Below are 23,000 nucleotides of genomic sequence, written 5' to 3'. Positions count from 1 at the left end.
ATGAGTGAGCAAGATCTGTTTGGGGCCATGGATGCGCCAGAGACGTTGACCCGTCCGCTGGCGGTACGCATGAGGCCGCGGACCTTGGATGAGGTGATCGGGCAGCAGCATGTGTTGGGGGAGGGTTCGCCGTTGCGCCGTCTCGCCAATCCGGCGAGCCGTGGCAGTCTCACCGCTCCAAGCTCGGTGATTCTCTTCGGCCCTCCCGGGGTGGGCAAAACCACATTGGCCACCATCGTGGCCGGCCAGTCCGGTCGTGTATTCGAGGAACTGTCCGCCGTGACCTCCGGCGTCAAGGATGTGCGTGACGTGTTGAACCGCGCCCACGAACGCCTTGTGGCCAAAGGGCAGGAGACGGTGCTGTTCATCGACGAGGTACATCGGTTTTCGAAATCCCAGCAGGATGCGCTGCTGCCGGCCGTCGAGAACCGTGACGTGACCTTCATCGGTGCCACCACGGAAAACCCGAGTTTCTCCGTCATCAAGCCGTTGCTCTCCCGCTCGGTGGTGGTCAAGCTGGAATCATTGGAGCCTGAACAACTCACCGAACTGGTGCAGCGCGCGCTCATCAGTGAACGCGGACTCAAAGGCGAGGTCAAGGCAAACGATCAGGCCATCGCCGACATCGTGCGCATGGCCGGAGGCGACGCCCGCAAATCCCTGACCATTCTGGAAGCCGCAGCCGGAGCCGTAACCGGAGACGAGGCGCGTAAAAAAGGCGCACATCGACCAATGATCACCTCTGAAGTAGTCGCCAACGTCATGGACACCGCCACTGTGCGCTACGACAAAGACGGTGATGACCATTACGACGTGATCTCCGCATTCATCAAATCGATGCGAGGCTCCGATCCGGATGCCGCCATTCACTATCTTGCACGCATGCTCCGTGCCGGCGAAGATCCACGGTTCATTGCACGCCGCATCATGATCGCCGCTGCCGAGGAAGTCGGCATGGCGGCGCCCCAAATATTGCAGGTCACCGTGGCCGCCGCGCAGGCGGTGGCGCTGATCGGTATGCCGGAAGCGCGGATCATTCTGGCCGAAGCCACCATCGCCGTGGCCACCGCACCAAAATCGAACGCCAGCTACAATGCCATCAATCAGGCGCTCGCCGATGTGGATGCCGGCAAAATCGGCGCGGTACCGTTGTACTTAAGGAACGCACCCACCAAGCTCATGAAGGAATGGGGCAATCATGAGGGATACAAGTACGCCCATGATTGGCCGGGTGCTGTGGCTCCGCAGGAATATATGCCGGAGATACTGCGTGGCACCGAGTATTACCATCCCAATGATCGCGGATATGAGCATGAGGTCAGCCAGCGGCTCAATAAGATTCGCCCGATCTTGCACAGCGAAGACGGGAACAAGGGGTAAAGTATAACGGAACAGTTGAACGCTTTCAGCGGTGTAGGGGAGCGGATATACGACTCAAGGAGCGTGGAACGGCATGGCGGTCATTTTCATCGTGGACGACGATCAGGCCATCGGCGAAATGCTGAGCCTTGTGCTGGAGAATGAAGGATTCCAGACCGTAACCTGTATGGACGGGTTGCGTGCCGTGGAAATGTTCCCCACCGTCAAGCCGGATTTGATTCTGCTGGATGTCATGCTTCCCGGACTGGATGGCACGCAGGTCGCCCGCCGTATTCGACAGACTTCAAACGTGCCGATTATTATGCTGACCGCAAAGTCGGATACCACGGACGTCGTGGCCGGCCGGAAGCCGGTGCCGACGATTACGTGCCCAAGCCATTCAAGGTCGCCGAACTGTTGGCGCGCATCCGCGCCCGTTTCCGCATCGCGGCTCCTGCCGCAGGAACGGCGGAAGGGGGCTCCGGTTCCAATGCCGCCAATGTGAATCATCTCGAGCGTGGCAGCATCGTCATCGACCGCTTGGAACACACCGCCACCAAGGATGGCAAGGATCTGGGGCTCACCCCGATGGAATTCGAGCTGCTGTTCGTATTGGCGGCGGCCGCCGGCGAAGCCATCAGCCGATCTTCGCTGCTGCACGATGTGTGGGGCTATGAGAGCTCCGGCGACACCCGCCTGGTCAACGTGCACATCCAGCGTCTGCGTGCCAAGGTGGAGGACGATCCCGAAAACCCGCAGATTATCCAAACCGTGCGAGGAATCGGATACAAGTTCGTCACGCCTGAGAGCTGACCGTGACCACTCCCAGCACGCTTGATTCGCAGAGGGGTGCCGGCAGCGCGCATCATCTGCCACCATTGCCGCGCCATCGGTTCAGTTTCAGTTTCCGACGCCTGCTGCGCCACGGCCGATCGGAAGTGCGTCGTTCGCTGCAGGCCCGAACCGTGGCGCTCACCGTGATTCTGACCCTATGCGTTGCCGTGGTGTTTTCCGCGGTGTCCATGGTGTCGGTGCGCGCCTCGCTGCTGACGCAAACCACGTCACAATCCCAAGCCGACTTCTCCAATATGGTGGAGCAGGCGCAGACCGGGCTGGACGCCTCGGATGCCACCACTACCGTGCAGATTCAGCAGTTGGTCAACGATCTGGCCTCCAATCTGCAATCCGATGGCGCCTCGAATCTGGTGGGCGTCTACATGTGGAGCAGGGAATCGACGGCTCGTTCGATTATTCCTATTTCCACCGAACCCACGTATGAGGATGTCATCACCTCGGATATCCACTCCGCCGTGGCATCCGACCTGAACGGCAACGTGTTCTATCAGCCGGTCAAGCTGCCGATCTCATCGGACGCATTGGGTGCGGATACGCCGGGAGCGGTTTTGGGCACGGTGCTGGATTATGGGGCGGCCGGCAACCTCGAGTTCTTCGCCATTTATTCGTACGCGTTACAGCAGCAATCATTGACGCAGATTCAGCTGAGTCTGCTTGCCGTATGCGCATTGCTGTCGGTCGCGGTGGGTGTGGTGATGTGGATGGTCATCCGCGGCATTGTGCGCCCGGTGGAACATGTGGCCTATGCGGCGGAAACCTTGGCTTCCGGCAACCTTGATACCCGCGTGGACGTGAACCGCAAGGACGAGCTTGGCGTGCTGCAACGCTCGTTCAACGGCATGGCCGACTCGTTGAATCAGAAAATCGATGAATTGGAGGAGGCCAGCGCCTCGCAGAAACGGTTCGTTTCCGATGTGAGCCATGAATTGCGCACGCCGGTGACCACGATGCGTATGGCTTCGGATTTGCTGGAAATGAAGAAGGATTCCTTCGACCCAGCCACTCAGCGAACCGTCGAGCTGCTGTCCGGTCAAATCAACCGATTCCAGGATTTGCTGGCCGATCTGCTGGAAATCTCCCGCTATGATGCCGGTTATGCCGCACTTGATTTGGTCGATGCCGATGTGCGCGATCCGGTGAACGCGGCAATCGAACAGGTTGCCGGCATCGCGGCGGCCAAGCAGGTGGATATTCGCGCCATGTTGCCCAATGTTCAGGTGCTTGCCAAGGTGGATACCCGCCGAGTGACCCGTATCATTCGCAATCTGCTGGCCAATGCCGTGGACTTTGCCGAAGACAAGCCGATTGAAGTGCGCATTGCCGCCAATCGCAAAGCCGTGGCCATCAGCGTACGCGACTACGGCGTAGGCATGGATGCCAACACGGTGGCGCACATTTTTGATCGATTCTGGCGAGGCGACCCCTCCCGTTCGCGTATCACCGGCGGCACTGGACTGGGATTGTCGATTTCCATGACTGATGCGCTGCTGCATCATGGTTCGATTCGTGTGCGCTCTGCGGTGGGAGAAGGTACGTGGTTCCTCGTGCTGTTGCCCAGAGACCCCGAACAGGGTGAAGTGACTGATAGCGACCTGACGGTCGACTTTGCCGGCGAAGCGGCGGATGATTTCTCGATCACCGGAGGATTCGGTGTAGCGGAAAGCCCGGTGGCAGAGCGCAGCAGCGCGCTGGTTCTGGCATCGAAGCAGCTCATGCCCCGGCATGATGAACCGGAAACAGGCAATGCTGCTACTGATGATGAGGAAGGCGGTGCCCGATGAGCCGACGGATACGCGCGACGTTCGCCACCTGCGCGGCAGCGCTCTGCGCCACGACACTGGCCGCATGCTCCAGTCCTCTGGCACTACCGACCAGCGGCAGCGTGCAAACTCTGGCACCCGTGCAGCAACAGACCCAGCGGGTGTACACCAATCCACAGGGGCCTACGGACGATGCCCAACCGGAAGGGATTGTGCAAGGATTCTATGATGCCATGCCAGCCGGTGTGCAGTCAGACGGCTATCAGGTGGCGCGCGAGTTTCTTGCCTCCTCGGCTTCCGCAAGCTGGAACGGCGATGGCGCTGCAGTGATCTACAGTGGCACTCCCGAATTCCGCCGTCGAGCCAACACCATGACCGCGCCGCAAGGAGCGGAAAGCTCACTGATCGTGGAAGTGGAAGTCCAAGTGGTCGGTACTTTGGACTCCCGTGGATCGTATACGCCGATGCGGGATACGCAAGCGCGCAGGCTTTCTTACACGTTGATCAAGCAAAAAGGGCAGTGGCGCATCTCGTCGTTGGAGAACGGTGTGGTGATATCCACCGCCGACTTCGACCAGGTGTTCCGTCAAGTCTCCATCTATCAGGTCTCATCGTCCGGCAAACAGCTGGTGCCGGATGTGCGCTGGCTCAGTTGGCGTAATTGGCGTACACAGGCGGTGCGCGAAATCCTTGGGGGAGTGCCAAGCTGGCTAGACGGTGCCGTCCAGGAGCAGCATCTGTCCACGGTTTCGCTGGCGGTGGATTCGGTGCCGGTAGAGGATTCAGCCGTTACGGTGAGCCTGACCAAAGGCATGACCGCGTTAAGCGACGAAGATCGCAGTACGCTGGTGCATCGCATCCGGTTGACTTTGGGAGACGGCAACTCCGGCTACAACCTCAAGGTGACCGGCGATGGCGTGGACTATTCGGATGCCGATGCTGCTATGAAGCTCAGCACCGATCAGCCTGCGGTGGGCGTCTATACGTTGACCGGCGGCCATGTGGTTTCGCTGTCCAGTTCCAGTCCGCTGCGCGTGGGGGACGCGCCCGGATTCGATGACGCATCCGGTTTCGCGTTCTCCACGAATGGGGGAGCGGTGCTGCGCGCCGATGGTGTGGCCGAATGTCTGAGCTCCGATGGCGATAGCTGCGGTGTGCTGTTTGGCGGCGCGCGCATACGCTCGCTGACCGCGGGACTGAACGGCGAGGTTTGGGCCGTGGGCCAAAACGGCAAGGAACTCTACGTATACCGTGACGGCAAATCCTCCAAGTTGGAGATTCCCTGGCTGGACGCGGATGGTCACGTGACTTCGGTGAACGTATCCACCGAAGGTTCCAGGCTTGCCGTGGCCATCGATGGCGGTGCGTCGAGCGGCGTAGCCATCACCGGAATCATCAGGGATGCCAACAATGATGTGACCGGTTTGAGCAAAGCCGGATCCCAGGTCAGTGTGGTGAACAATGTGAGCATGCTGACCTTCTACAATGATCTGAACCTCATCTACGCCACCGGCGCATCCTCGGATGGTACCAAGCAGAGCGCCTACCGGCAGATCGTGCCCGGTCCCGCGGTCGCCCAGCGGCTTCCCGAAGGCACCATCGTGTCGATGGCTTCCGGTCAGATCAGCTTGTACCGGCGTCTTGCCGTGCTCGATAACACCGGCACGGTACGTTCGGTGTCCGGTTCCCTTGACGGCTCCTGGTCCATTGCCGATAGTCAGGTCTCCGCACTGGGGTCGCAGTGATGTTGCAGTGATATTGCAGTGATGCTGCAGTGATATCGAGCGGTATCAGGGCATAGAAAAACTCCCGAGCGATGGACCCGGGAGTTTTTCGATCGATGCCGCAATCAGCGATCAGATACCGCCGTATTCCTTCTTGAACAGTTCGGCCGGCACTTCGGAGTTCATCGGGACCTCGTAGATCAGGTACTCCATGTTGAACGGAATATTGAACAGGTGACGGGTCACGCCGTACTCTTCCTTGGTACCCAGGAAGTTGAAGTTATCCGGGCGCTCCGGTTCCCACTTGGCCAGAAGCTTCGCGGCATCGCCGATGGTGGCGGCCACGCCGGCCAGGTGCTTGACGCCCTCAACCTGCTTGATGATAAGGAAAACGGTATCCATAGTTTGCCTTTCTGTGTACTGTATGGCGGCGGCAATGTCGCTTGGCCAGCAAGCGACATTGCCGCTGTGCAACCACATACCATTATGAGGGATAAACGGCACAAAACCGCCAAGTTTCACCTATTACGGACCACTGTTATCAATTTGTTATAAAGCTGTTATCAAACTGTTACCGCTAACGATTGAACATTTGCCGTGTTCGCTCCATACTTGAGATTGTCGATGACACGAAGTCATCAATGTGGATGGAAGAACATCCAGAGAACACTGCTCGAGGAGGAGTATTCATGAAGAATTGGAAGAAGGCCATTGCCCTCGTTGTTTCGGCTGCAGCACTGGTGAGTGTCGCGGCTTGCGGTTCTAGCAGCGCCGGTGGTAGCAAGGATGGCAAGAAGACCGTCGGCTTCGTGGCCGTTGGTCCTGAGGGCGGCTTCCGTACCGCTAACGAGAACGACATCAAGGCAGCATTCAAGGATGCAGGCTTTGATCTGGTCTACTCTCCGACTCAGAACAACGATCAGCAGAAGCAGATTCAGGCTTTCAACAAGTTCGTGAACGACGAAGTTGACGCCATCATCCTGTCCTCCACTGAGGATTCCGGTTGGGATGACTCCCTGAAGAAGGCCGCTGAGGCTGAGATTCCGGTCTTCACCGTGGATCGTAACGTCGAGGTCAAGGACGCCGACGCCAAGAAGGCCATCGTCTCCCACATCGGACCGTCCAACGAATGGGCTGGCCAGCAGGCTGCTGAGTTCGTCAACAAGAACTTCCCGGACGGCGCCAACGGCTTCATCCTGGAAGGCCCTGCAGGCCTGTCCGTGGTGAAGGATCGTGGCACCGGCTGGTCCGACAAGGTTGCATCCAACATCAAGGTTCTTGAGTCCCAGTCCGCTAACTGGTCCACTGATGAGGCCAAGACCGTGACCGCTGGTCTGCTCGACAAGTACAAGTCCGAGAACCCGCAGTTCATCTTCGCCCAGAACGACGAGATGGGCCTCGGTGCCGCTCAGGCTGTTGACGCTGCCGGCCTCAAGGGCAAGGTCAAGATCATCACCATCGACGGTACCAAGAACGCTCTGCAGGCTCTGGTTGATGGCGATCTGTCCTACGTGATCGAGTACAACCCGATCTTCGGTAAGGAAACCGCTCAGGCCGTCAAGGATTACCTGGATGGCAAGAAGGTTGAGAAGGACATCCAGATTGAGTCCAAGACCTTCGACGCCACCAGCGCCAAGGAAGCCCTGGACAGCAACTCCCGCGCTTACTGATAGCACGGCTGTCACAACCGATAACTGAACTGAACTCGTAGTGATGGTGTGAGAAGGAACGATCCTTCCACACCATCACTCATGTTCGGCTCAAATATCACAAAACGATAACAATTCCCTTCTCGTTTAAGGCAAAGACATGACTGATAAAACCCCTATCGTCGTGATGAAGGGCATCACGATTGAATTCCCGGGCGTCAAGGCTTTGGACGGTGTCGACCTGACCCTCTACCCAGGCGAAGTGCACGCTCTCATGGGTGAGAACGGCGCTGGTAAGTCGACCATGATCAAGGCTCTGACCGGTGTGTACAAGATCGACGCCGGCACCATCACCGTGGAAGGCAAGCCGCAGAGCTTCAACGGTACTCTGGACGCACAGAACGCCGGTATCGCCACCGTGTACCAGGAAGTGAACCTGTGCACCAACCTCTCCGTTGGTGAGAACGTGATGCTTGGCCACGAAAAGCGCGGCCCGTTCGGCATCGACTGGAAGAAGACCCACGAAGCCGCCAAGACCTACCTGGCCCAGATGGGTCTGGACAACATCGATCCGCACACTCCGCTGAGCTCCATCTCCATCGCCATGCAGCAGCTGGTCGCCATCGCCCGCGCCATGGTCATCAACGCCAAGGTGCTGATTCTCGATGAGCCGACCTCTTCGCTGGATGCCAACGAGGTGCAGGATCTGTTCAAAATCATGCGCAAGGTGCGTGACTCGGGCGTGGCCATCCTGTTCGTCTCCCACTTCCTCGATCAGATCTATGAGATCACCGACCGTCTGACCATCCTGCGTAACGGTAAGTTCATCAAGGAAGTCATGACCAAGGACACCCCGCGTGACGAGCTCATCGGCATGATGATTGGTAAGTCCGCCGCCGAGCTGTCCCAGATCGGCGCCAAGAAGTCCCGTCGTGAGATCGAACCCGGCGAAAAGCCGCTGGTCGAAGTCAAGGGTCTGGGCAAGAAGGGCACCATCAACCCGGTTGATCTGGACATCTACAAGGGCGAGGTCGTCGGCTTCGCAGGCCTGCTGGGCTCCGGTCGTACTGAGCTTGGCCGTCTGCTCTTCGGCGCCGACAAGCCGGATTCCGGCACCTACGAGTTCAACGGCAAGAAGGTCAACATCTCCGATCCGTACACCGCCCTGAAGAACAAGATCGCATACTCTACCGAGAACCGTCGTGACGAAGGCATCATCGGCGACCTGACCGTTCGCCAGAACATGCTCATCGCACTGCAGGCCACCCGTGGTATGTTTAACCCGATTCCGAAGAAGGAAGCGGATGCGATCGTCGACAAGTACATGGAGGAACTCAACGTTCGTCCGCGCGACCCCGATCGCCCGATCAAGAACCTGTCCGGTGGTAATCAGCAGAAGGTGCTGATCGGCCGCTGGCTGGCCACCCACCCGGAGCTGCTCATCCTCGACGAGCCGACCCGTGGTATCGATATCGGCGCCAAGGCCGAAATCCAGCAGGTCGTGCTCGACCTCGCAGCCAAGGGCATGGGCGTCGTCTTCATCTCCTCCGAGCTTGAAGAGGTCGTGCGTCTGTCCGACGACATCGAGGTCCTGAAGGATCGTCACAAGATCGCAGAAATCGAAAACGGCGACACCGTCTCCCAGGCGACCATCGTCGAAACCATTGCTAACACCAACGTGAACGGAAAGGAGGCGTGAGATGGCTGAAAAGGCAAAAGAAGAAGGCAACGCTCTCGTGAAGAAGCTGCTGAGCAACAACCTGACCTGGTCCATCGTGGCATTCATCCTGCTGATCGTCATCTGCACCATCTTCCAGCATGACTTCCTGGCACTGAGCTGGAACAGCAACACCGGCGGTCTGGCTGGCCCGCTGATCACCATGCTTCAGGAATCCGCCCGATACCTGATGATCGCAACCGGCATGACCCTGGTCATCTCCACCGCAGGCATCGACCTTTCCGTCGGTTCCGTGATGGCAGTGGCCGGCGCCGCCGCCATGCAGTCCCTCTCCAACGGCGTGAACGTGTGGGTCTCCATCTTGATCGCTCTGGCCGTCGGCCTGGTCATCGGCTGCGTCAACGGCGCTCTGGTCTCCCTGCTCGGCCTGCAGCCGTTCATCACCACCCTGATCATGATGCTCGCCGGCCGTGGTATCGCCAAGGTGATTACCTCCGGTGAGAACACCGACGCCTCCGCCGTCGCCGGCAACGAACCACTGAAGTGGATTGCCAACGGCTTCATTCTCGGCATCCCCGCCAACTTCGTCATCGCCGTGGTCATTGTGATCTTGGTCGGCCTGCTGTGCCGCAAGACCGCAATGGGCATGATGATCGAGGCCGTCGGCATCAATCAGGAAGCCTCCCGTATGACCGGTATCAAGCCGAAGAAGATCCTCTTCCTCGTCTACGCGGTCTCCGGCTTCCTTGCGGCCATCGCTGGTCTGTTCGCCACCGCATCCGTGATGCGCGTCGACGTGGTCAAGACCGGTCAGGACCTCGAAATGTACGCCATTCTGGCAGTCGTCATCGGCGGCACTTCGCTGCTCGGTGGTAAGTTCTCCCTCGCCGGCTCCGCTGTCGGCGCCGTGATTATCGCCATGATCCGCAAGACCATCATCACCCTCGGCATCAACGCCGAAGCAACCCCGGCCTTCTTCGCCGTCGTCGTGATCGTGATCTGCGTGATGCAGGCTCCTAAGATCCACAACTTGGGTGCGGCAATGAAACGCAAGCGCGCGCTCAAGGCTCAAGCTAAGGCGGTGGCAGCATGACAACAGCTACGGCAAACAAGGTAACGCATCCTAAGAAGAGCTTCAAGCTCGATCGTCAGATGATTCCGACCCTCGCGGCCGTGGTGATCTTCCTCCTGATGATCATCATGGGACAGGCACTTTTCGGCACCTACATCCGACTGGGCTTCGTCTCCTCCCTGTTCATCGACCACGCCTACCTGATCATCCTGGCTGTGGCTATGACACTGCCGATTCTGACCGGTGGTATCGATCTGTCGGTCGGCGCCATCGTGGCAATCACCGCAGTCGTCGGTCTGAAGCTGGCCAACGCCGGTGTCCCGGCCGTCCTGGTCATGGTCATCATGCTGCTGATCGGTGCTGTGTTCGGTCTTCTGGCCGGCACGCTGATTGAGGAATTCAACATGCAGCCGTTCATCGCGACCCTGTCCACGATGTTCCTGGCCCGCGGTATTGCCTCCATCATCTCCACCGACTCCCTGACCTTCCCGGATAACAACAACTTCGCATTCATCGCCAACGAGATCAAGATCATCGATAACCCGAAGATCTCCAACGATCTGTCCTTCAATGTCGGCGTGATCATCGCTCTGGTTGTTGTGATCTACGGCTACATCTTCCTGCACCACACCCGCACCGGTCGTACCATCTACGCCATCGGTGGCTCCCGCTCCTCCGCTGAGCTGATGGGTCTGCCGGTCAAGCGCACCCAGTACACCATCTACCTGACCTCCGCAATCCTCGCGGCTCTGGCCTCCATCGTGTACACCGCCAACATCGGTTCCGCAAAGAACACCGTTGGTGTGGGCTGGGAGCTTGACGCAGTGGCCTCCGTGGTTATTGGCGGTACAATCATCACCGGTGGCTTCGGCTACGTGCTCGGTTCCGTGCTCGGCGCTCTGGTCCGCTCCATCCTCGACCCGCTCACCTCCGACTTCGGTGTGCCGGCAGAATGGACCACCATCGTGGTCGGCCTCATGATCCTCGTCTTCGTGGTGCTGCAGCGCGCCGTGATGGCAGTCGGGGAGAAAAAATAGGCCCTCGCAATCACATAACTGAACAATAACTGAAGAGGTGTGCTCCGGTTGCAATCGCTTTCCATTCGTTCGCCGCAGAACAGGGGGAGTGGTTGCAGCCGGAGCGGACACCACAATCTTTCTCCTTTTTCTTTTCTTCCTTTCATCGACGTGTGGGGCGCAGTTCGGATTTCCGAGCCGCGCCCCACACGTCGTTGTGCGTAAAACGGTATTGGCCTGCCATGCGCGGCCTACCACGCTGAATATGCAAACGCGTCCGGCTACGGCCTTACAATACGAGTTGGCTATAAAACGGGACGCATCATCGGAACCTGTTGCCGGTCCTATCAGATGGTGCGTAGAGACACATACGCCGGTTGGTAAACCTGATATTCCACTTTGTTACACCAAAGACGTAGAGGAGCTTTCCTATGCCCGAAACCGAGCAGACACGCGCACTTGATACCGAGAGGATCCCGCTTAAACTCATTGGCGCTATTGTGGCCGTGGGATCGCTGGCCTTCATCGGCATTCTGACCGAAACGGTGATGACCGTGCTCTTCCCCTCGCTGATGCGCGAATTCCATGTGGATACCGCCACTGTGCAGTGGATCACCACGATTTATCTCTTGTCTGTGGCCGCGACGATGCCGATTAGCTCCTTCCTGAAGCGTCGTTTCCCATTGAAAGGCATTTTCCTTACCGCAGTGGTGCTGGCTATCGTTGGCTCCCTGATCATGATTGTCGCCAACGCGTTCCCACTACTGATTGTGGCCCGCATCATTCAGGGCATTGGCTCCGGTATCGCCACGCCACTGATGGTCAATATCATTCTGGAGCAATCGCCTCGCTCAAAAATCGGTCGACTGATGGGCGTCGGCTCCCTGGTCATCACCGTGGCACCGGCCATCGGCCCGACCGTGGGCGGTGCGGTGACCACCATCCTGCCATGGCGGGCTATTTTCGTGATTGTGATTCCGTTGGTGCTGATCGCTTCGTTCATCGGTATCAAATGCATTGAGCAGAAGGTTCCTACCGAGGCTGCATTCCTTGATCCGATTCAACTCGGATCCATTGTTTTGGCATTGGTTGGTTTGGTGCTGGCACTGAACCAGGGAGGTGTGGCCATCAGTGCCGCAGTCTCTGGTCAGAATGCAGTCAAGTCCGGTGTGATTGCGGTGGTGAGCCTGATCATTGGTTTAGGTGCGCTCATGCTGTTTGCATTGAGCTCAAAGAAGGCCTTCTCGCCGCTGCTGCGTCTGGGGATTTTGCGCGATCCGGTGGTGCTCTTGCACGTTATTGCATACTTGGTACTGCCTTTGGTGGCCATTGGCTACGGTTATGTGATCACCAATGTTTCCCAATTGGCACTCGGCACCAGCGCATTCGTGGCAGGATCCTTGGTGCTGCCGGGCGCATTGATTGGCGCGGTGTGCGCACCGATCGGCGGCTGGCTTTATGACCGTTTCGGTGCGGTCAAACCGATTCTGATCCCCATCGGCATCGCCATTGTGGGGCCGGTGCTGATGCTCATCTTCTCGATGCATCTGACGGCAGGCCTCCTCTGCGGCTTCTACTTCATCTTCGGTTTCTTCTACGCCGTAGGTGCCGCCAACATCATGACCAGCGGATTAAGCGGTGTGCCGCATGAGTTCCGTCCAGACGGCAACGCCATCTTCAACACCTGTCTGCAATTCGGTGGCGCGGCGGGTACTGCACTGTTCTCCACGATTCTTTCCGTGGCACAGTCCGGTGCCGGAGCGGAGGGTACGCCTGAGTTTGCCCACGCCACGGCGGTAGGCGGTGCGTGGACGTTCGCCACGATGATCGTGATCTGCATCATCGGCTGGAGCTGCTTGGCTATAGCATTCCGAATCCGTGCGTCCCGCCGATAGACATGGTTGCTCTGGCTCCCCCACTCAAGGGGAGCCATTTTTTATCCGCCCCGCGGCCTAGGTTGGTGGCCATGGGAATCGAGAATACGCATAAGCTCATTGTCAACTGCCTGCCACTCACCGCAATGGAGCAACAGGCTTTCATCAAAGCCGCGTATGGTGTGCCGCAGGAGTTTGTGGGGAGTGCCGCGCATCGTACCGATATGGTGTGGCCGGTGAACATTCCGGATGAACTCAGTGCCAAGGCCACGGCCGTGATCGGCAACTTCCCGCCCAGCGAGGCTGCGCGATTCCCGCGCCTCGAATGGTTGCAGACCTTCAGTGCCGGCGTGGACGCGTACCTGAAAGAAGGCGTGTTGCCGCGTGGCACCATGGTCACCAATGCGTCCGGGGCTTACGGACAGTCCGTTTCCGAGCATATGTTCGCCATGATGTGGGCGCTGATGAAGAACATCAACCAGTATGCCGCCCATCAGAGCGCGCATCGTTGGCAGGATGCCGGTCCGGTACTGAGCCCGGAAGGCGGCATTGCGCTGATCATTGGAGCCGGCGATATCGGTTCGCATTTTGCACAGCTGGCGCAGGGCGTAGGCATGCGTACGTTTGGCGTGCGCCGTCACGCCGATGTTCCCGCCAAGGGCATTGAGAAAATGTACGGTTTCGAACGATTGGACGCACTGCTGCCATTGGCGGATGTCGTGGCGCTTGCCGTGCCGCGCTCGCCGCAAACCCATCATCTGTTGGATGCCCATCGTCTGGAACGCATGAAAGAAACCGCCATCGTGATCAACGCCGGCCGCGGCGATGCCATCGATCCGGATGCCTTGGCTGAAGCACTGCACGAGGGGCGTATCCATGGAGCCGGTTTGGATGTGACCGAACCGGAACCTTTGCCGCAAACGAGTCCGTTGTGGGATGAGCCACGCTGCCTGATCACCCCGCATGTGGCCGGTGGCAATCATCTGGAGGAGACTTCCGAGCGCATCATCCAGATTGCGCAGACCAATGTGTCCCGGTACGCCAGGCAGCAGGAACTCATCAATCTGGCACGCCGATAGAGACTGGGAGCGATCACGTCCTGATGCGTGTGGCCCGCAAGACATCATCGTCTTGCGGGCCACACGCGTTATGGGATTGACTGGTGAGCGATCAGCTGATCGGAATCAAATCCTTGAATCAGTACTTGTTGGCGCCGAGTCCTTCAAAATCAACCTTGAAACCACGCTGATAGTGCAGGAACATGGCGGCGCCATAGCGATCCACCGGACGGTGAGTGAACAGCATACGAATCGCGAAGGCGGTCTGCACATCCTCAGGCAGCGCAAGGAACGCCTTGTGCGCGTCCCAGTATGGGTTATGGGTGATGGCGGCATCCGGAACATAGGCGTATCCGTAGCCATCCTCATTGACATAACCCATGAAGGGCAGTCCCCATGCATTATGGTTGGTCAGCTGAGACTTGAAATACTCCACCTCATCAAGTGCCTGATCGCTGATGCCGAAGCTCTTGGCCACTTCGTTGGCCTTAGCGGTCTTCGATGCCGCATCCTTGCCGAACATATCCGGGTCTACGACGATGACTTTTTCTTCTTCCGCCATGATGGTCCTTTCGTTGCCATGCCATGCTCGTAATGAATCAAGAAATGTTCAATTACGTAGTGAAACGCACATCTGTCATCCTGACTCTGATGAGTAAGGATGTGCACATTGGTTTGTGCTGGTTCCTAACAGTATCACTGAAAATGGCGGAAAATAGCCGTTTAATCAGGTATTCACGTGCTGGTAACCTATTTGGGGCGTTCTGTGCGTCCGCGATATTCCCTGTTTACTTTTTGCAAAAGCGAACAAAGAAAATGTTCGTTATTGCGGTGGAAGAAGACATAAAAAAGACCATGCCCGCATTGCAGCGAACATGGTCGGCGTGTCGTCACGGCGGTGGCGCACGCAATGCACGCGGGTGATTCGAATGATCCGAAGCACCCGCGTAGGTCAGCCGGTTAGTCGGTCAGTTCCTGACCGTTGGCATCCTGATGCCATGGAGAGCCGTAACGGCTCGTCAGAATCAGAATGCCTTCCACAAGTCCCCAGACGGAAGACACGAGCGGGCCGACAATAAGAATCCAGCCAACCAGCGTAAGCAGGAGCTGGATTACGGCCTTGGCGGTGTTGCCGAGATAGAAGTTATGCACACCGAATGCGCCCAGGAAGATGCCGAGCAGACCGGCCGCCAGCTTGGACTTGGATGAGTAGCCGGCGCCATACTGTGGAGCGCCGTACTGCGGTGCGCCATATTGGGGCGCCCCGTACTGCGGCTGACCATATTGCGGCTGGGTGTACGGGTTAGGCTGCTGAGCATACGGTGGTGCGCCGGCAGGCTGCTGATACTGCGGTTGAGCATACGGTTGCGTGTACGGAGAGGCTGGTGCACCGGCCGGCTGGCCATACTGCGGCTGGCCATATGCTGCCGGTTGCTGGGGCTGCTGCGGCTGACCGTACGTCGGCTGCTGCGGCTGTTGCGGTGCCGCTGCCGGCTGGCCATACGGTGTCTGACCATAGGCATCGGCAGGCTGCGATTGCGTAAAGGCGTTGGCGGTGGGATTCGGTGTGGCTGGAGCTTCTGGAGCCGCCGGAGTAGCTGATGATTCCGGGGTGAACGGGGTTTCCGGGTTTTGCGGTTCCGCCGCAGACGGCTGCGTGTAATCGGTCACCGGAGCGGATGGTTGCGTGTAATCCGGTGCGGGTGCCGTGGGTTCTGGATTGACAGGAGCATAAGGTTGCTGAGCGTCACTCATCATTGGGTCCCTTCTCGAAGTGAATTGACGTGGCTTGGTACGCGTCATTGCTATTCATTTTCTCACGTTTTGTCCATAAGGGGAACAACTGAATGAGCGAAGAGCGCAACACAGTGCCGAATGGGTATGAAAAACGGCTGGCAGACGCATGTCTTCATTGACTTTGGTCTACCGGCCGTCTGCTATGGTCGCGCGTGTTCCACCCGGTCTGAGCCGGCGTGTTGCATCATGAATTAATCGCGTACGAGCTTGATATGCTCCACATCCTCACGCTTGGATGCGCGGTAGATGACGAAACGATTGCCGATGGACTGCACCACTTCGGCCCCCAGCTGCTCGGCGAGCTCCTCGGCTGCCTCCTTGGCGGTCAGTCCAGATCCATCCTGCACGGCGCACTTGATGAGCTCATGCTTCTCGATGGTTTCGTCAGCCTGCTTGATTGCCGCCTCGGTCAAATCATTCTTGCCCACATAGAACAGCGGCTTCAATGAATTGGCCAGCGCGCGCAGCTGCTTGATTTGCTTTTTGGTCAATGCCATGAGTCTTCCTTATCTTTCGTGTAACCACTTGAGCATAGCCGTGGGGCGGGAAATGCACGAGTCGGTGCTACAGCAGCACAATGGCCGCAATATAGACGGCGATGATCACGGCGAATACGGCATCGCGCAAACCGGGGGAGAAGACGCGCCAATGCGTACGAGTGATGCCTTCCTCATAGCAGCGGGCATCCAGAGCCAGGCTCAGATTATCCGCATGGCGCAGGGTGCCCGCGAATACCGGTACGATAATGGCGCTTAACGCTTTGACGCGTTGCGCAAGCGATCCGGTTTCCACCGAGCCGCCGCGAGCCGCCTGCGCATGGATGATCGAGGTCGTCTCGCCGGTCAATGTGGGAATGAATCGCAACGCCAGGCTCATCACCAATGCGATTTCCTGAGTGTGCACGCCGAGTCGGGAGAGCGGATGCAACAGTGCCGCAAAGGCGTCGGTCATGGCGGTCGGCGTGGTGGTGTTGAGGAATACCGCGCCAAGAATAATGACCAAAGCAAATCGGCATGAGTACAGTACGGCAATCATCACGCCGTCCGCGGTAATCGACAGCGGGCCTGCGCTCACCAATGGAGTGCCGGTACGCACCACAATGAGATTGGTGAGGCTCATCAGCACAAGCAACGCCAGAATCGGATGAATCGACTGCAACAGTCGGATTGGATTGATTCTGGCGGCGGCGATGATACCAAGCGTCAATGCTGCGCCAACGGCAAGCTGCACCGGGGTGTTGACCGCGAACATGGTGAACATGGCGGCCAGAATTCCCACCATTTTCACGCGCGGATCAAGCCGGTGCATGAGCGAGCGATGACGCATCGGCTGGGTTGTTGCTGCAACCTGGTTGGACTGTGATGTTTCACGCGTTGTTTCATGCTCGTCGGGCATCTGTACCACGCGATCCGCCAATGCGAACGCCTCGGCGCGATCATGGGTGATCATCACCATGGTCACGCCCTTGGCTCGCAAGGCGCGAATCAGTTCGTGGATACGTGCCTTGGCTCGCACGTCGAGACTTGCCGTCGGCTCATCCATCACCAGCACGGAAGGATTGCAAGCCACCACGCCGGCGATGGCTACAAGTCGCTGTTGGCCGCCGGACAAATCAAAGGGGGAGCGGTCCGCCAAGTGCGCGATGTGCAAGGCCTCCAAGGCCGTCTGCACACGCTCGGCGACTTCCGTCTCAGTCACATGCTGATTGCGGGGACCGTACGCCACATCCTCGGCAACGGTATCCGCGAACAGCTGATGTTCGGGATGCTGCATCACATAGCCGACGCTCCTGCGCAACTGGGCAAGCTGCTTGCGGGATGCGAACCGTGGCTTGCCGGAATGCTTATTGGCGCTGGCAACCGGGATGCCGTCCACCTCGATAGAACCGGCGGAAGGCTTGCCCAATGCGCACAACAGTTTGGCCAGCGTGGATTTGCCTGATCCATTGGCACCCATGATGGCGAGCGTCTCACCTTGGGCAACATGGAATGACAGATCACGAATCACCGTGCGACCGGAACCATACCGGTAGCGCAGATGCTCCACGCGAATAGCGGGAGTACTGTGCGTATCATCCGCCTGCAATGCCTGTTCGCCCAAGAGCGGCAAATCAGCGCCCGGAAGCAATGCCGTGTTCCCGGCCATCGCAGCGGAGACGGTCGGTTCCAGGCACGGCTGATCATAGGGATCCGCGATGCGCACGATGCGCCCATGCTCCATGTGCACAATACGGTCGGCGTTCACCGTCTCATCCGGATGATGCGTCACATGCACGATAGTGGTGCCTTGAGCATGCAATGCATCCAGCACCGTCATGACTTCGGCTCGCGCAGTGGCATCCAGCATCGCCGTAGGCTCGTCGAGCACCAGCATCGCAGGATTCATGGCCAGCATGCCGGCGATAGCCGCACGCTGCTGCTGTCCACCGCTCATACGCGTGGGATCCGAGCCGCGGTGTGAGTCAAGCCCCACCGCGGCAAGACTCGACGTGATGCGCTCGCCGATCTGCGCATGGACAATGCCGAGGTTTTCCGGGCCAAAAGCCACATCATCCTCGAGCACCGTAGTGACGAGCTGATCCTCGGGGTTTTGCAATACCATGCCGATGCCGCGCCGCGCCGCCCTGTATTCGCTGGCATTCGGACCACCTTGCGCGGTATAAACCGCATGATTGAGCAGGATGATGCTGCCATCATCCGGTGCGCTTAATCCGGCGATAAGCTTGGCCAAGGTGGATTTACCAGATCCATTGGGACCAATCAGGCAAATTCGTTCACCGCTATTGATGGTCAATGACACATCATCCAACGCCCAGGTTGCGCCATGGTCATAGCTGAATCGAATATGGCTGAGCTTGGCTGCTGGGGTGGGGGCTTCGTGCGGATTGTCTGGCATGATACTCATTCGTTATGCAATGGGCTAATCGGCTCCGGTTGTTGCGGAGAGTGGAATGAAATCGTCACTATGTATGCGCCCGAACGAGGGGCTCGCATACATAGTGTCTGTTTGAGGCATCGAAAAGACACTAAGTATGCGAGCTGTTGGTTTGCCCGCATACTTAGTGTCTGTTTTCGGTATTTTTAGGGGGATTATCCCCGACGCTCACTGCTGCTTGGCGAGCAGGTTGGAAATCGGCTTGTAGATCAGGAAGGTCACCACAGCGTGAATCGCCATCTTCGCCAGATTGAACGGCAGCAGAATCGGCAGAATCATCGCGGCGACGGCAGCGTACGACATGTGCGCATAGATCGGCGTAATCACCAGGTTGCCGAGCAATGCGGCCACGATAGCCAGTACGGCACCCACCACAATGCCCAGGGCAGCGCCCTTGCGGGAGCGGATCTTACGGTAGATCAGCGAAGCAGGCACGGACAGGCACAGTGCCACGAGCACGGCCATCAGCGAACCCCACGGATCGGCGAACATGTGCGGTACGAAGCCCAGCACGGAGACGATGATGGCGGCGGACGGGCCATAGGCGAAGCCGGCGATCAGGCACACGATGCCAGACGGATCGTACTTCAGCCAAGCCACCGGGGTGATGGGGAATTCAATGAAGCTGGTGACCATGGCCAAGGCCACGAACAAGGCGTACATGGCGATACGACGAGTCGACCAGCGGCCGGAATCCGCCACACCGGTGGAATGCGAGCCCAGCTTGGCATCCGCGGCGGCGGACGAGCCGGCACCCTGTGCTTCGGGCGCGATAGAACGGACAAACTGCATGCGAATATGCGAAGACATGCTCATGAGAGCTCCTCGTTTCTTCCATCCGGACTGTAACCGTTGGCCTCGGAATCTCACCGAATCAGCCGCTTTCGCGGGTCGCGGGCTGATCTGCATTCCCCAGAATGAAACGTGGGGAGCAGAATCACCGCCAGTAAGGAATTGCACCTTCCCTGAAACTAACGAAGATATTCATACGCCATGGTGCAGTCATATGCAAATCGGATTTCATTATCGGCGGAAGATGCCGCGGATGCCGCATGGGATGTGCTGGCCTCGAAGAGCGTTGGTACGCGGTTGCAAACGCTTGCAAACACCGTTGAGGGATTTGGGGGAGCGGCTGTGCATAGAATGGCATCTATGAGTCAAAAGCATGCCGTACAGCGAACCATCAACAAACTTGCCTTGATCGTGACCACCTACAAGCGTCAGCAGCTGCTTGAAGTGCTCTTCGATTCGATTCTCGCCTTGGAGCAGGCTCCTTGGCGCATCATCATCGTGGACAACGAGCATTCCGATCAGACCGCGGACATGGTCAACGATCTGGCTGCCAAGGTCACCGGCCAGTGGGGTACCACGGTTCCTGACCTTTCCGGCAATGAGGAGCGCGTGGTGTATGCCCCGCAAACCGAGAACCTGGGCGGTGCCGGCGGGTTCTCCGCCGGTGTGAAGAAGGCGTATGAGCTTGGTGCCGAATGGTTCTGGGTGATGGATGATGATGTGGCTGTGTTGCCGGATGCCATCGGCAAGCTTGCCAAGTGGACCGACAAGCATGAGGTGATTCAGGGTTCCCGCTTCGACTATGATGGCGGCCCGTTCTACTGGCAGTACGATTTCAAGGTAGCGTTGGGCATTCCGAACCCGATTGCCCCGGCGGCATTCGGTCCGGCCGGCTACCGTGTGATGAACACGCTATGCTTCGAAGGCGGCTTGTTCAACCGCCGCGTGGTCAAGGCCATCGGTCTGCCGGACCCGCGATTCTTCATCTACTGGGATGACACGATGTACGGCTACCGCGCCAGCAAGGTCACCAACCCGATTGTGGTGCCGGATGTGATTCTGCGCCGCACCCGTGAAATCGGCAACTGGGATATCGCAGGCGTACGCCAGCTCAACTCCACGTCCGATATGAACCGCTACCACATCATGCGCAATCGCGGCTACATGGCCCGATACTTCATGACGTACGGTGATTTCCACCCGCTGATCTTCGGCTTCGGCACGTTCCTGACCGCAGTCAAGGAAGTGATTCGACTGGTGATGGTCGACCGTGAACATGTGAAGACCGGCTTGGTGAAGATCGCCCAGGGCTGGTGGGATTCACGCAAGCTGCTGCATGACCCCGAGTGGAAGCCGATGCCTCCGCTGGAATAAACAGAAAAAGCTCCCTCATTGAGGGAGCTTTTTTACTGCTTATTTGTGAATCTTATTTGTGAATGAACAGGCCGCCGTCGCCCCACGCCCATTGGCCTTGACCGGCGCCAATCTGGAAGTGCAGTTTGGCGATGCCGAGGTCGTTCAGCGCATGATGCTCATCTCCCGCACTGGTATCGATATGTGCGGCAGCCGTATCATCATCCGGATTGTAGGAGAACGTGATCGGCTGACGGTTCATGGCGCTCGGCGCCTTCATCGCCGCTTCGACACCGGCCTTGAACCAGTCCGGCGCCGCCGCTCGCTCGTCATCGCTCATCAGGGCGGTGAACTGCTCGAACGTCTTCGTTGAACGGTGGGTGCGCTGGCGCTCGCAAAGCTCCTCATAGGTCATGGACTGGTAGGCAAGGCGATTCTTCGGATGGCCGATCACCACGCCCAGCAGCAGTTCCTCATCGTTGCCGATGCGGCAATGCTTGGCTGCCTCGGCCTTATCCCATGAGCCAGCCACCCAGAGCGTGCCCAGTCCGCGCAACGTAGCCGTGAGCACCACGCGTTCGGCATAGAAGCCGGCGCGCTCCTTGGCCTGATCGTCATCCTTGGGCGCCACCAAAGCCAGATAGTTCGCGGCGCCGGTCAGATGGCCGGAAGCATTGGCTTCGGCGAACACCTGCGGTTGATTCAGCACAAGCTGAAGATTGAGATTGCCGAGCAGATTGACCGGCTGCAATGCCATGTCAAGCTGTCGTGCCGCATCGTCATCGATTGGCTCGTCGTCATAGGCGCGCACAGCGGTACGAATGTTAATCGCATCAATAAGTTGGTTATGTTCTGCCATACCTTCATTATCACCCTCGGATATGGCAAGCTGCGGTTGCATCAGACGTGTTTCGCCTAGCGTGTCTTGGCTTTTTCAAACCGGACGGCGACTGCTGATGGGCTGATAATGACTACGGCGGCACTACGTAGTCGATGCATACGGTTGCAAACCGTGGCGGCAATCTTTGGCGTGTGCCTTGGCGCGCGTTACACTTATGGCAAAGTGATTCCTCGTCTCACACGAAAGGAAGGTCAACGATGATTGAAACCGCACAGGCTTTTGGCGTTGACATTGGCGGATCCGGCATCAAGGCCGCCCCGGTTGATTTGACCAAGGGCGATTTTGCTGAGCCTCGTCTGAAGATTCTGACCCCTGAGGTTTCCACGCCTAAGGCTGTGGCTGCCATCGTCAAGCAGCAGCTGGACCACTTCGAGGTGCCGGAATCCGCTCCGGTGGGCATCGCCTTCCCCGCTCCGATCAAGCCCGGTCAGAAGCTGGACTTCATGGCCAACCTTGACCAATCCTGGATTGGCGTGGACGTGACTGAGGTCTTCTCCGAAGCGTGCGGACGTCCGGTTGTGGTGGTCAACGATGCTGATGCCGCAGGCCTCGCCGAAGTACAGTTCGGTGCCGCCAAGGGCCAGGACGGCTTGGTTATCGCCACTACGCTGGGCACTGGCATCGGTACCGCGCTGATCTACAACGGCCAGTTGATTCCGAACACCGAGCTGGGTCACATCATCCTGAGCGCCAAGCATCTCGATGCCGAAAAGTACGCCTCCTCCGCCGTGCGCGAGAACGAGGATCTTGGCTACAAGAAGTGGGCCAAGCGTCTGACCAAGTACTACGGGCTGATGGAAAAGTACTTCAACCCCGACCTGTTCACCGTGGGCGGCGGCGTGAGCCGTGTGAGCGAGAAGTTCCTGCCCTACGTGGATATCAAGACGCCGATTGTGCCCGCCAAGCTGCGTAACCAGGCCGGCATCGTAGGCGCCGCCTACTACGCCAGCACCAAGCAGCAGTGATTGCACCCGCTCGGAAAGCAGTCTACTGACCGGTAACCTCGTAGCAGGCTGCAACAACGTGCACAATAAGCCTCGTAACGACGGATTCCTGTGAATACGTCGTTACGAGGCTCTTTTTTGCTGCTTTTTCGACGGATTCCGGGGAATCCGTCGCGTAGAGGGGCTTGTGGTGCTGGATTCCGGGGAATCCGTCGTAGAAGAGGCTCTTTTGTG

The 23,000-nt window shown here is 58.3% G+C and carries 19 protein-coding genes, 1 pseudogene and 1 riboswitch; of the genes and pseudogenes, 13 read left to right on the top strand and 7 right to left on the bottom strand.

All coding sequences use genetic code 11. From position 1 onward, the window contains the following. The 4 genes and pseudogenes from JS530_RS05425 (at position 1) to JS530_RS05410 (ending at position 5,719) form a co-directional block, all read left to right on the top strand. Positions 1-1,380, top strand: coding sequence for a replication-associated recombination protein A (locus JS530_RS05425; RefSeq protein WP_214376176.1), 1,380 nt, complete (start codon positions 1-3; stop codon positions 1,378-1,380). Positions 1,381-1,453: 73 nt separating this feature from the next. Then, positions 1,454-2,172: pseudogene (gene mtrA / locus JS530_RS10980) on the top strand (MtrAB system response regulator MtrA). 65 nt (positions 2,173-2,237) lie between these two features. After that, complete coding sequence (gene mtrB / locus JS530_RS05415; RefSeq protein WP_217625456.1) at positions 2,238-3,995, top strand: MtrAB system histidine kinase MtrB; 1,758 nt, start codon at positions 2,238-2,240, stop codon at positions 3,993-3,995. After that, positions 3,992-5,719 (top strand): LpqB family beta-propeller domain-containing protein, encoded by a 1,728-nt coding sequence (locus JS530_RS05410; RefSeq protein ID WP_214376175.1) that lies wholly within the window; start codon positions 3,992-3,994, stop codon positions 5,717-5,719. The genes mtrB and JS530_RS05410 overlap by 4 nt, the downstream gene beginning before the upstream one ends. A 111-nt stretch (positions 5,720-5,830) precedes the next feature. On the opposite strand, the gene JS530_RS05405 is transcribed toward JS530_RS05410, so the two are convergent. Beyond that, positions 5,831-6,100 (bottom strand): hypothetical protein, encoded by a 270-nt coding sequence (locus JS530_RS05405; protein WP_214376174.1) that lies wholly within the window; start codon positions 6,098-6,100, stop codon positions 5,831-5,833. A 287-nt stretch (positions 6,101-6,387) separates the two neighbouring features. Here JS530_RS05405 and fruE point away from each other — a divergent pair, with 287 nt between their 5' ends. The 6 genes from fruE (at position 6,388) to JS530_RS05375 (ending at position 14,066) form a co-directional block, all read left to right on the top strand. Then, positions 6,388-7,368 (top strand): fructose ABC transporter ATP-binding protein FruE, encoded by a 981-nt coding sequence (gene fruE, locus JS530_RS05400; RefSeq protein WP_214376173.1) that lies wholly within the window; start codon positions 6,388-6,390, stop codon positions 7,366-7,368. A gap of 139 nt (positions 7,369-7,507) precedes the next feature. After that, positions 7,508-9,046: a fructose ABC transporter ATP-binding protein FruK gene (fruK, locus tag JS530_RS05395; RefSeq protein WP_214376172.1), complete on the top strand. Its 1,539-nt coding sequence runs from the start codon at positions 7,508-7,510 to the stop codon at positions 9,044-9,046. 1 nt (position 9,047) lies between these two features. Beyond that, positions 9,048-10,118 (top strand): fructose ABC transporter permease FruF, encoded by a 1,071-nt coding sequence (gene fruF / locus JS530_RS05390; protein WP_214376171.1) that lies wholly within the window; start codon positions 9,048-9,050, stop codon positions 10,116-10,118. Then, positions 10,115-11,134, top strand: a complete 1,020-nt coding sequence (fruG, locus tag JS530_RS05385; RefSeq protein ID WP_214376170.1) for a fructose ABC transporter permease FruG — start codon at positions 10,115-10,117, stop codon at positions 11,132-11,134. Before fruF ends, fruG begins: the two co-directional genes overlap by 4 nt. Positions 11,135-11,544: 410 nt before the next feature. Next, on the top strand, positions 11,545-13,008 hold the full coding sequence (locus tag JS530_RS05380) for an MFS transporter (protein WP_214376169.1): 1,464 nt from the start codon (positions 11,545-11,547) through the stop codon (positions 13,006-13,008). Between the two features lie 71 nt (positions 13,009-13,079). Continuing rightward, a complete protein-coding gene (locus tag JS530_RS05375; RefSeq protein ID WP_214376168.1) occupies positions 13,080-14,066 on the top strand; it encodes a D-2-hydroxyacid dehydrogenase in 987 nt (328 codons plus the stop codon). Between the two features lie 118 nt (positions 14,067-14,184). Here JS530_RS05375 and JS530_RS05370 read toward each other — a convergent pair whose 3' ends face one another. Beyond that, a complete protein-coding gene (locus JS530_RS05370; RefSeq protein WP_214376167.1) occupies positions 14,185-14,607 on the bottom strand; it encodes a glycerophosphodiester phosphodiesterase in 423 nt (140 codons plus the stop codon). Between the two features lie 44 nt (positions 14,608-14,651). Here JS530_RS05370 and JS530_RS05365 point away from each other — a divergent pair, with 44 nt between their 5' ends. Further along, positions 14,652-14,969: a hypothetical protein gene (locus JS530_RS05365; RefSeq protein WP_214376166.1), complete on the top strand. Its 318-nt coding sequence runs from the start codon at positions 14,652-14,654 to the stop codon at positions 14,967-14,969. Positions 14,970-15,005: 36 nt separating this feature from the next. Here the strand turns inward: JS530_RS05365 and JS530_RS05360 are convergent, their stop codons facing one another. From JS530_RS05360 to JS530_RS05345, 4 genes are all read right to left on the bottom strand, one after another. After that, the gene (locus JS530_RS05360; protein ID WP_240541103.1) at positions 15,006-15,803 is read right to left on the bottom strand and encodes a TM2 domain-containing protein; all 798 of its coding nucleotides are present in this window, start codon (positions 15,801-15,803) and stop codon (positions 15,006-15,008) included. Between the two features lie 230 nt (positions 15,804-16,033). After that, entirely contained in the window at positions 16,034-16,339 is a 306-nt protein-coding gene (locus JS530_RS05355; protein WP_214376165.1) for a YhbY family RNA-binding protein, read from the bottom strand. 67 nt (positions 16,340-16,406) lie between these two features. Further along, on the bottom strand, positions 16,407-18,737 hold the full coding sequence (locus JS530_RS05350) for an energy-coupling factor transporter ATPase (RefSeq protein ID WP_214376164.1): 2,331 nt from the start codon (positions 18,735-18,737) through the stop codon (positions 16,407-16,409). A 207-nt stretch (positions 18,738-18,944) separates the two neighbouring features. Further along, the gene (locus tag JS530_RS05345) at positions 18,945-19,592 is read right to left on the bottom strand and encodes an ECF transporter S component (RefSeq protein ID WP_214376163.1); all 648 of its coding nucleotides are present in this window, start codon (positions 19,590-19,592) and stop codon (positions 18,945-18,947) included. 6 nt (positions 19,593-19,598) lie between these two features. Then, positions 19,599-19,753, bottom strand: a riboswitch (FMN riboswitch). A 175-nt stretch (positions 19,754-19,928) separates the two neighbouring features. Between JS530_RS05345 and JS530_RS05340 the strand changes: the two genes are divergently transcribed. Next, the gene (locus JS530_RS05340) at positions 19,929-20,942 is read left to right on the top strand and encodes a glycosyltransferase family 2 protein (RefSeq protein WP_214376162.1); all 1,014 of its coding nucleotides are present in this window, start codon (positions 19,929-19,931) and stop codon (positions 20,940-20,942) included. A gap of 52 nt (positions 20,943-20,994) precedes the next feature. On the opposite strand, the gene JS530_RS05335 is transcribed toward JS530_RS05340, so the two are convergent. Further along, positions 20,995-21,780, bottom strand: a complete 786-nt coding sequence (locus tag JS530_RS05335) for a nitroreductase family protein (RefSeq protein ID WP_214376161.1) — start codon at positions 21,778-21,780, stop codon at positions 20,995-20,997. 239 nt (positions 21,781-22,019) lie between these two features. On the opposite strand from JS530_RS05335, the gene ppgK reads away from it, so the two are divergent. Continuing rightward, a complete protein-coding gene (gene ppgK, locus JS530_RS05330) occupies positions 22,020-22,787 on the top strand; it encodes a polyphosphate--glucose phosphotransferase (RefSeq protein WP_214376160.1) in 768 nt (255 codons plus the stop codon). Positions 22,788-23,000: the final 213 nt, after the last annotated feature.

It is taken from the genome of Bifidobacterium colobi (assembly GCF_018555455.1).
GTDB lineage: Bacteria > Actinomycetota > Actinomycetes > Actinomycetales > Bifidobacteriaceae > Bifidobacterium > Bifidobacterium colobi.
Note: the sequence above shows the minus strand (reverse complement) of the source record. Positions and strands in the feature narration are given on the sequence as shown.

Excerpts from the sequence above, each read along its gene's own strand:
- fruF (WP_214376171.1), top strand. The coding sequence starts at position 9,048 with ATGGCTGAAAAGGCAAAAGAAGAAGGCAACGCTCTCGTGAAGAAGCTG.
- JS530_RS05405 (WP_214376174.1), bottom strand. The coding sequence starts at position 6,100 with ATGGATACCGTTTTCCTTATCATCAAGCAGGTTGAGGGCGTCAAGCAC.
- JS530_RS05370 (WP_214376167.1), bottom strand. The coding sequence starts at position 14,607 with ATGGCGGAAGAAGAAAAAGTCATCGTCGTAGACCCGGATATGTTCGGC.
- fruK (WP_214376172.1), top strand. The coding sequence starts at position 7,508 with ATGACTGATAAAACCCCTATCGTCGTGATGAAGGGCATCACGATTGAA.
- JS530_RS05425 (WP_214376176.1), top strand. The coding sequence starts at position 1 with ATGAGTGAGCAAGATCTGTTTGGGGCCATGGATGCGCCAGAGACGTTG.
- JS530_RS05380 (WP_214376169.1), top strand. The coding sequence starts at position 11,545 with ATGCCCGAAACCGAGCAGACACGCGCACTTGATACCGAGAGGATCCCG.
- JS530_RS05345 (WP_214376163.1), bottom strand. The coding sequence starts at position 19,592 with ATGAGCATGTCTTCGCATATTCGCATGCAGTTTGTCCGTTCTATCGCG.
- fruG (WP_214376170.1), top strand. The coding sequence starts at position 10,115 with ATGACAACAGCTACGGCAAACAAGGTAACGCATCCTAAGAAGAGCTTC.
- JS530_RS05335 (WP_214376161.1), bottom strand. The coding sequence starts at position 21,780 with ATGGCAGAACATAACCAACTTATTGATGCGATTAACATTCGTACCGCT.
- JS530_RS05350 (WP_214376164.1), bottom strand. The coding sequence starts at position 18,737 with ATGCCAGACAATCCGCACGAAGCCCCCACCCCAGCAGCCAAGCTCAGC.
- JS530_RS05365 (WP_214376166.1), top strand. The coding sequence starts at position 14,652 with ATGTTCAATTACGTAGTGAAACGCACATCTGTCATCCTGACTCTGATG.
- JS530_RS05375 (WP_214376168.1), top strand. The coding sequence starts at position 13,080 with ATGGGAATCGAGAATACGCATAAGCTCATTGTCAACTGCCTGCCACTC.
- JS530_RS05355 (WP_214376165.1), bottom strand. The coding sequence starts at position 16,339 with ATGGCATTGACCAAAAAGCAAATCAAGCAGCTGCGCGCGCTGGCCAAT.
- ppgK (WP_214376160.1), top strand. The coding sequence starts at position 22,020 with ATGATTGAAACCGCACAGGCTTTTGGCGTTGACATTGGCGGATCCGGC.
- JS530_RS05360 (WP_240541103.1), bottom strand. The coding sequence starts at position 15,803 with ATGATGAGTGACGCTCAGCAACCTTATGCTCCTGTCAATCCAGAACCC.
- JS530_RS05410 (WP_214376175.1), top strand. The coding sequence starts at position 3,992 with ATGAGCCGACGGATACGCGCGACGTTCGCCACCTGCGCGGCAGCGCTC.
- JS530_RS05340 (WP_214376162.1), top strand. The coding sequence starts at position 19,929 with ATGAGTCAAAAGCATGCCGTACAGCGAACCATCAACAAACTTGCCTTG.
- fruE (WP_214376173.1), top strand. The coding sequence starts at position 6,388 with ATGAAGAATTGGAAGAAGGCCATTGCCCTCGTTGTTTCGGCTGCAGCA.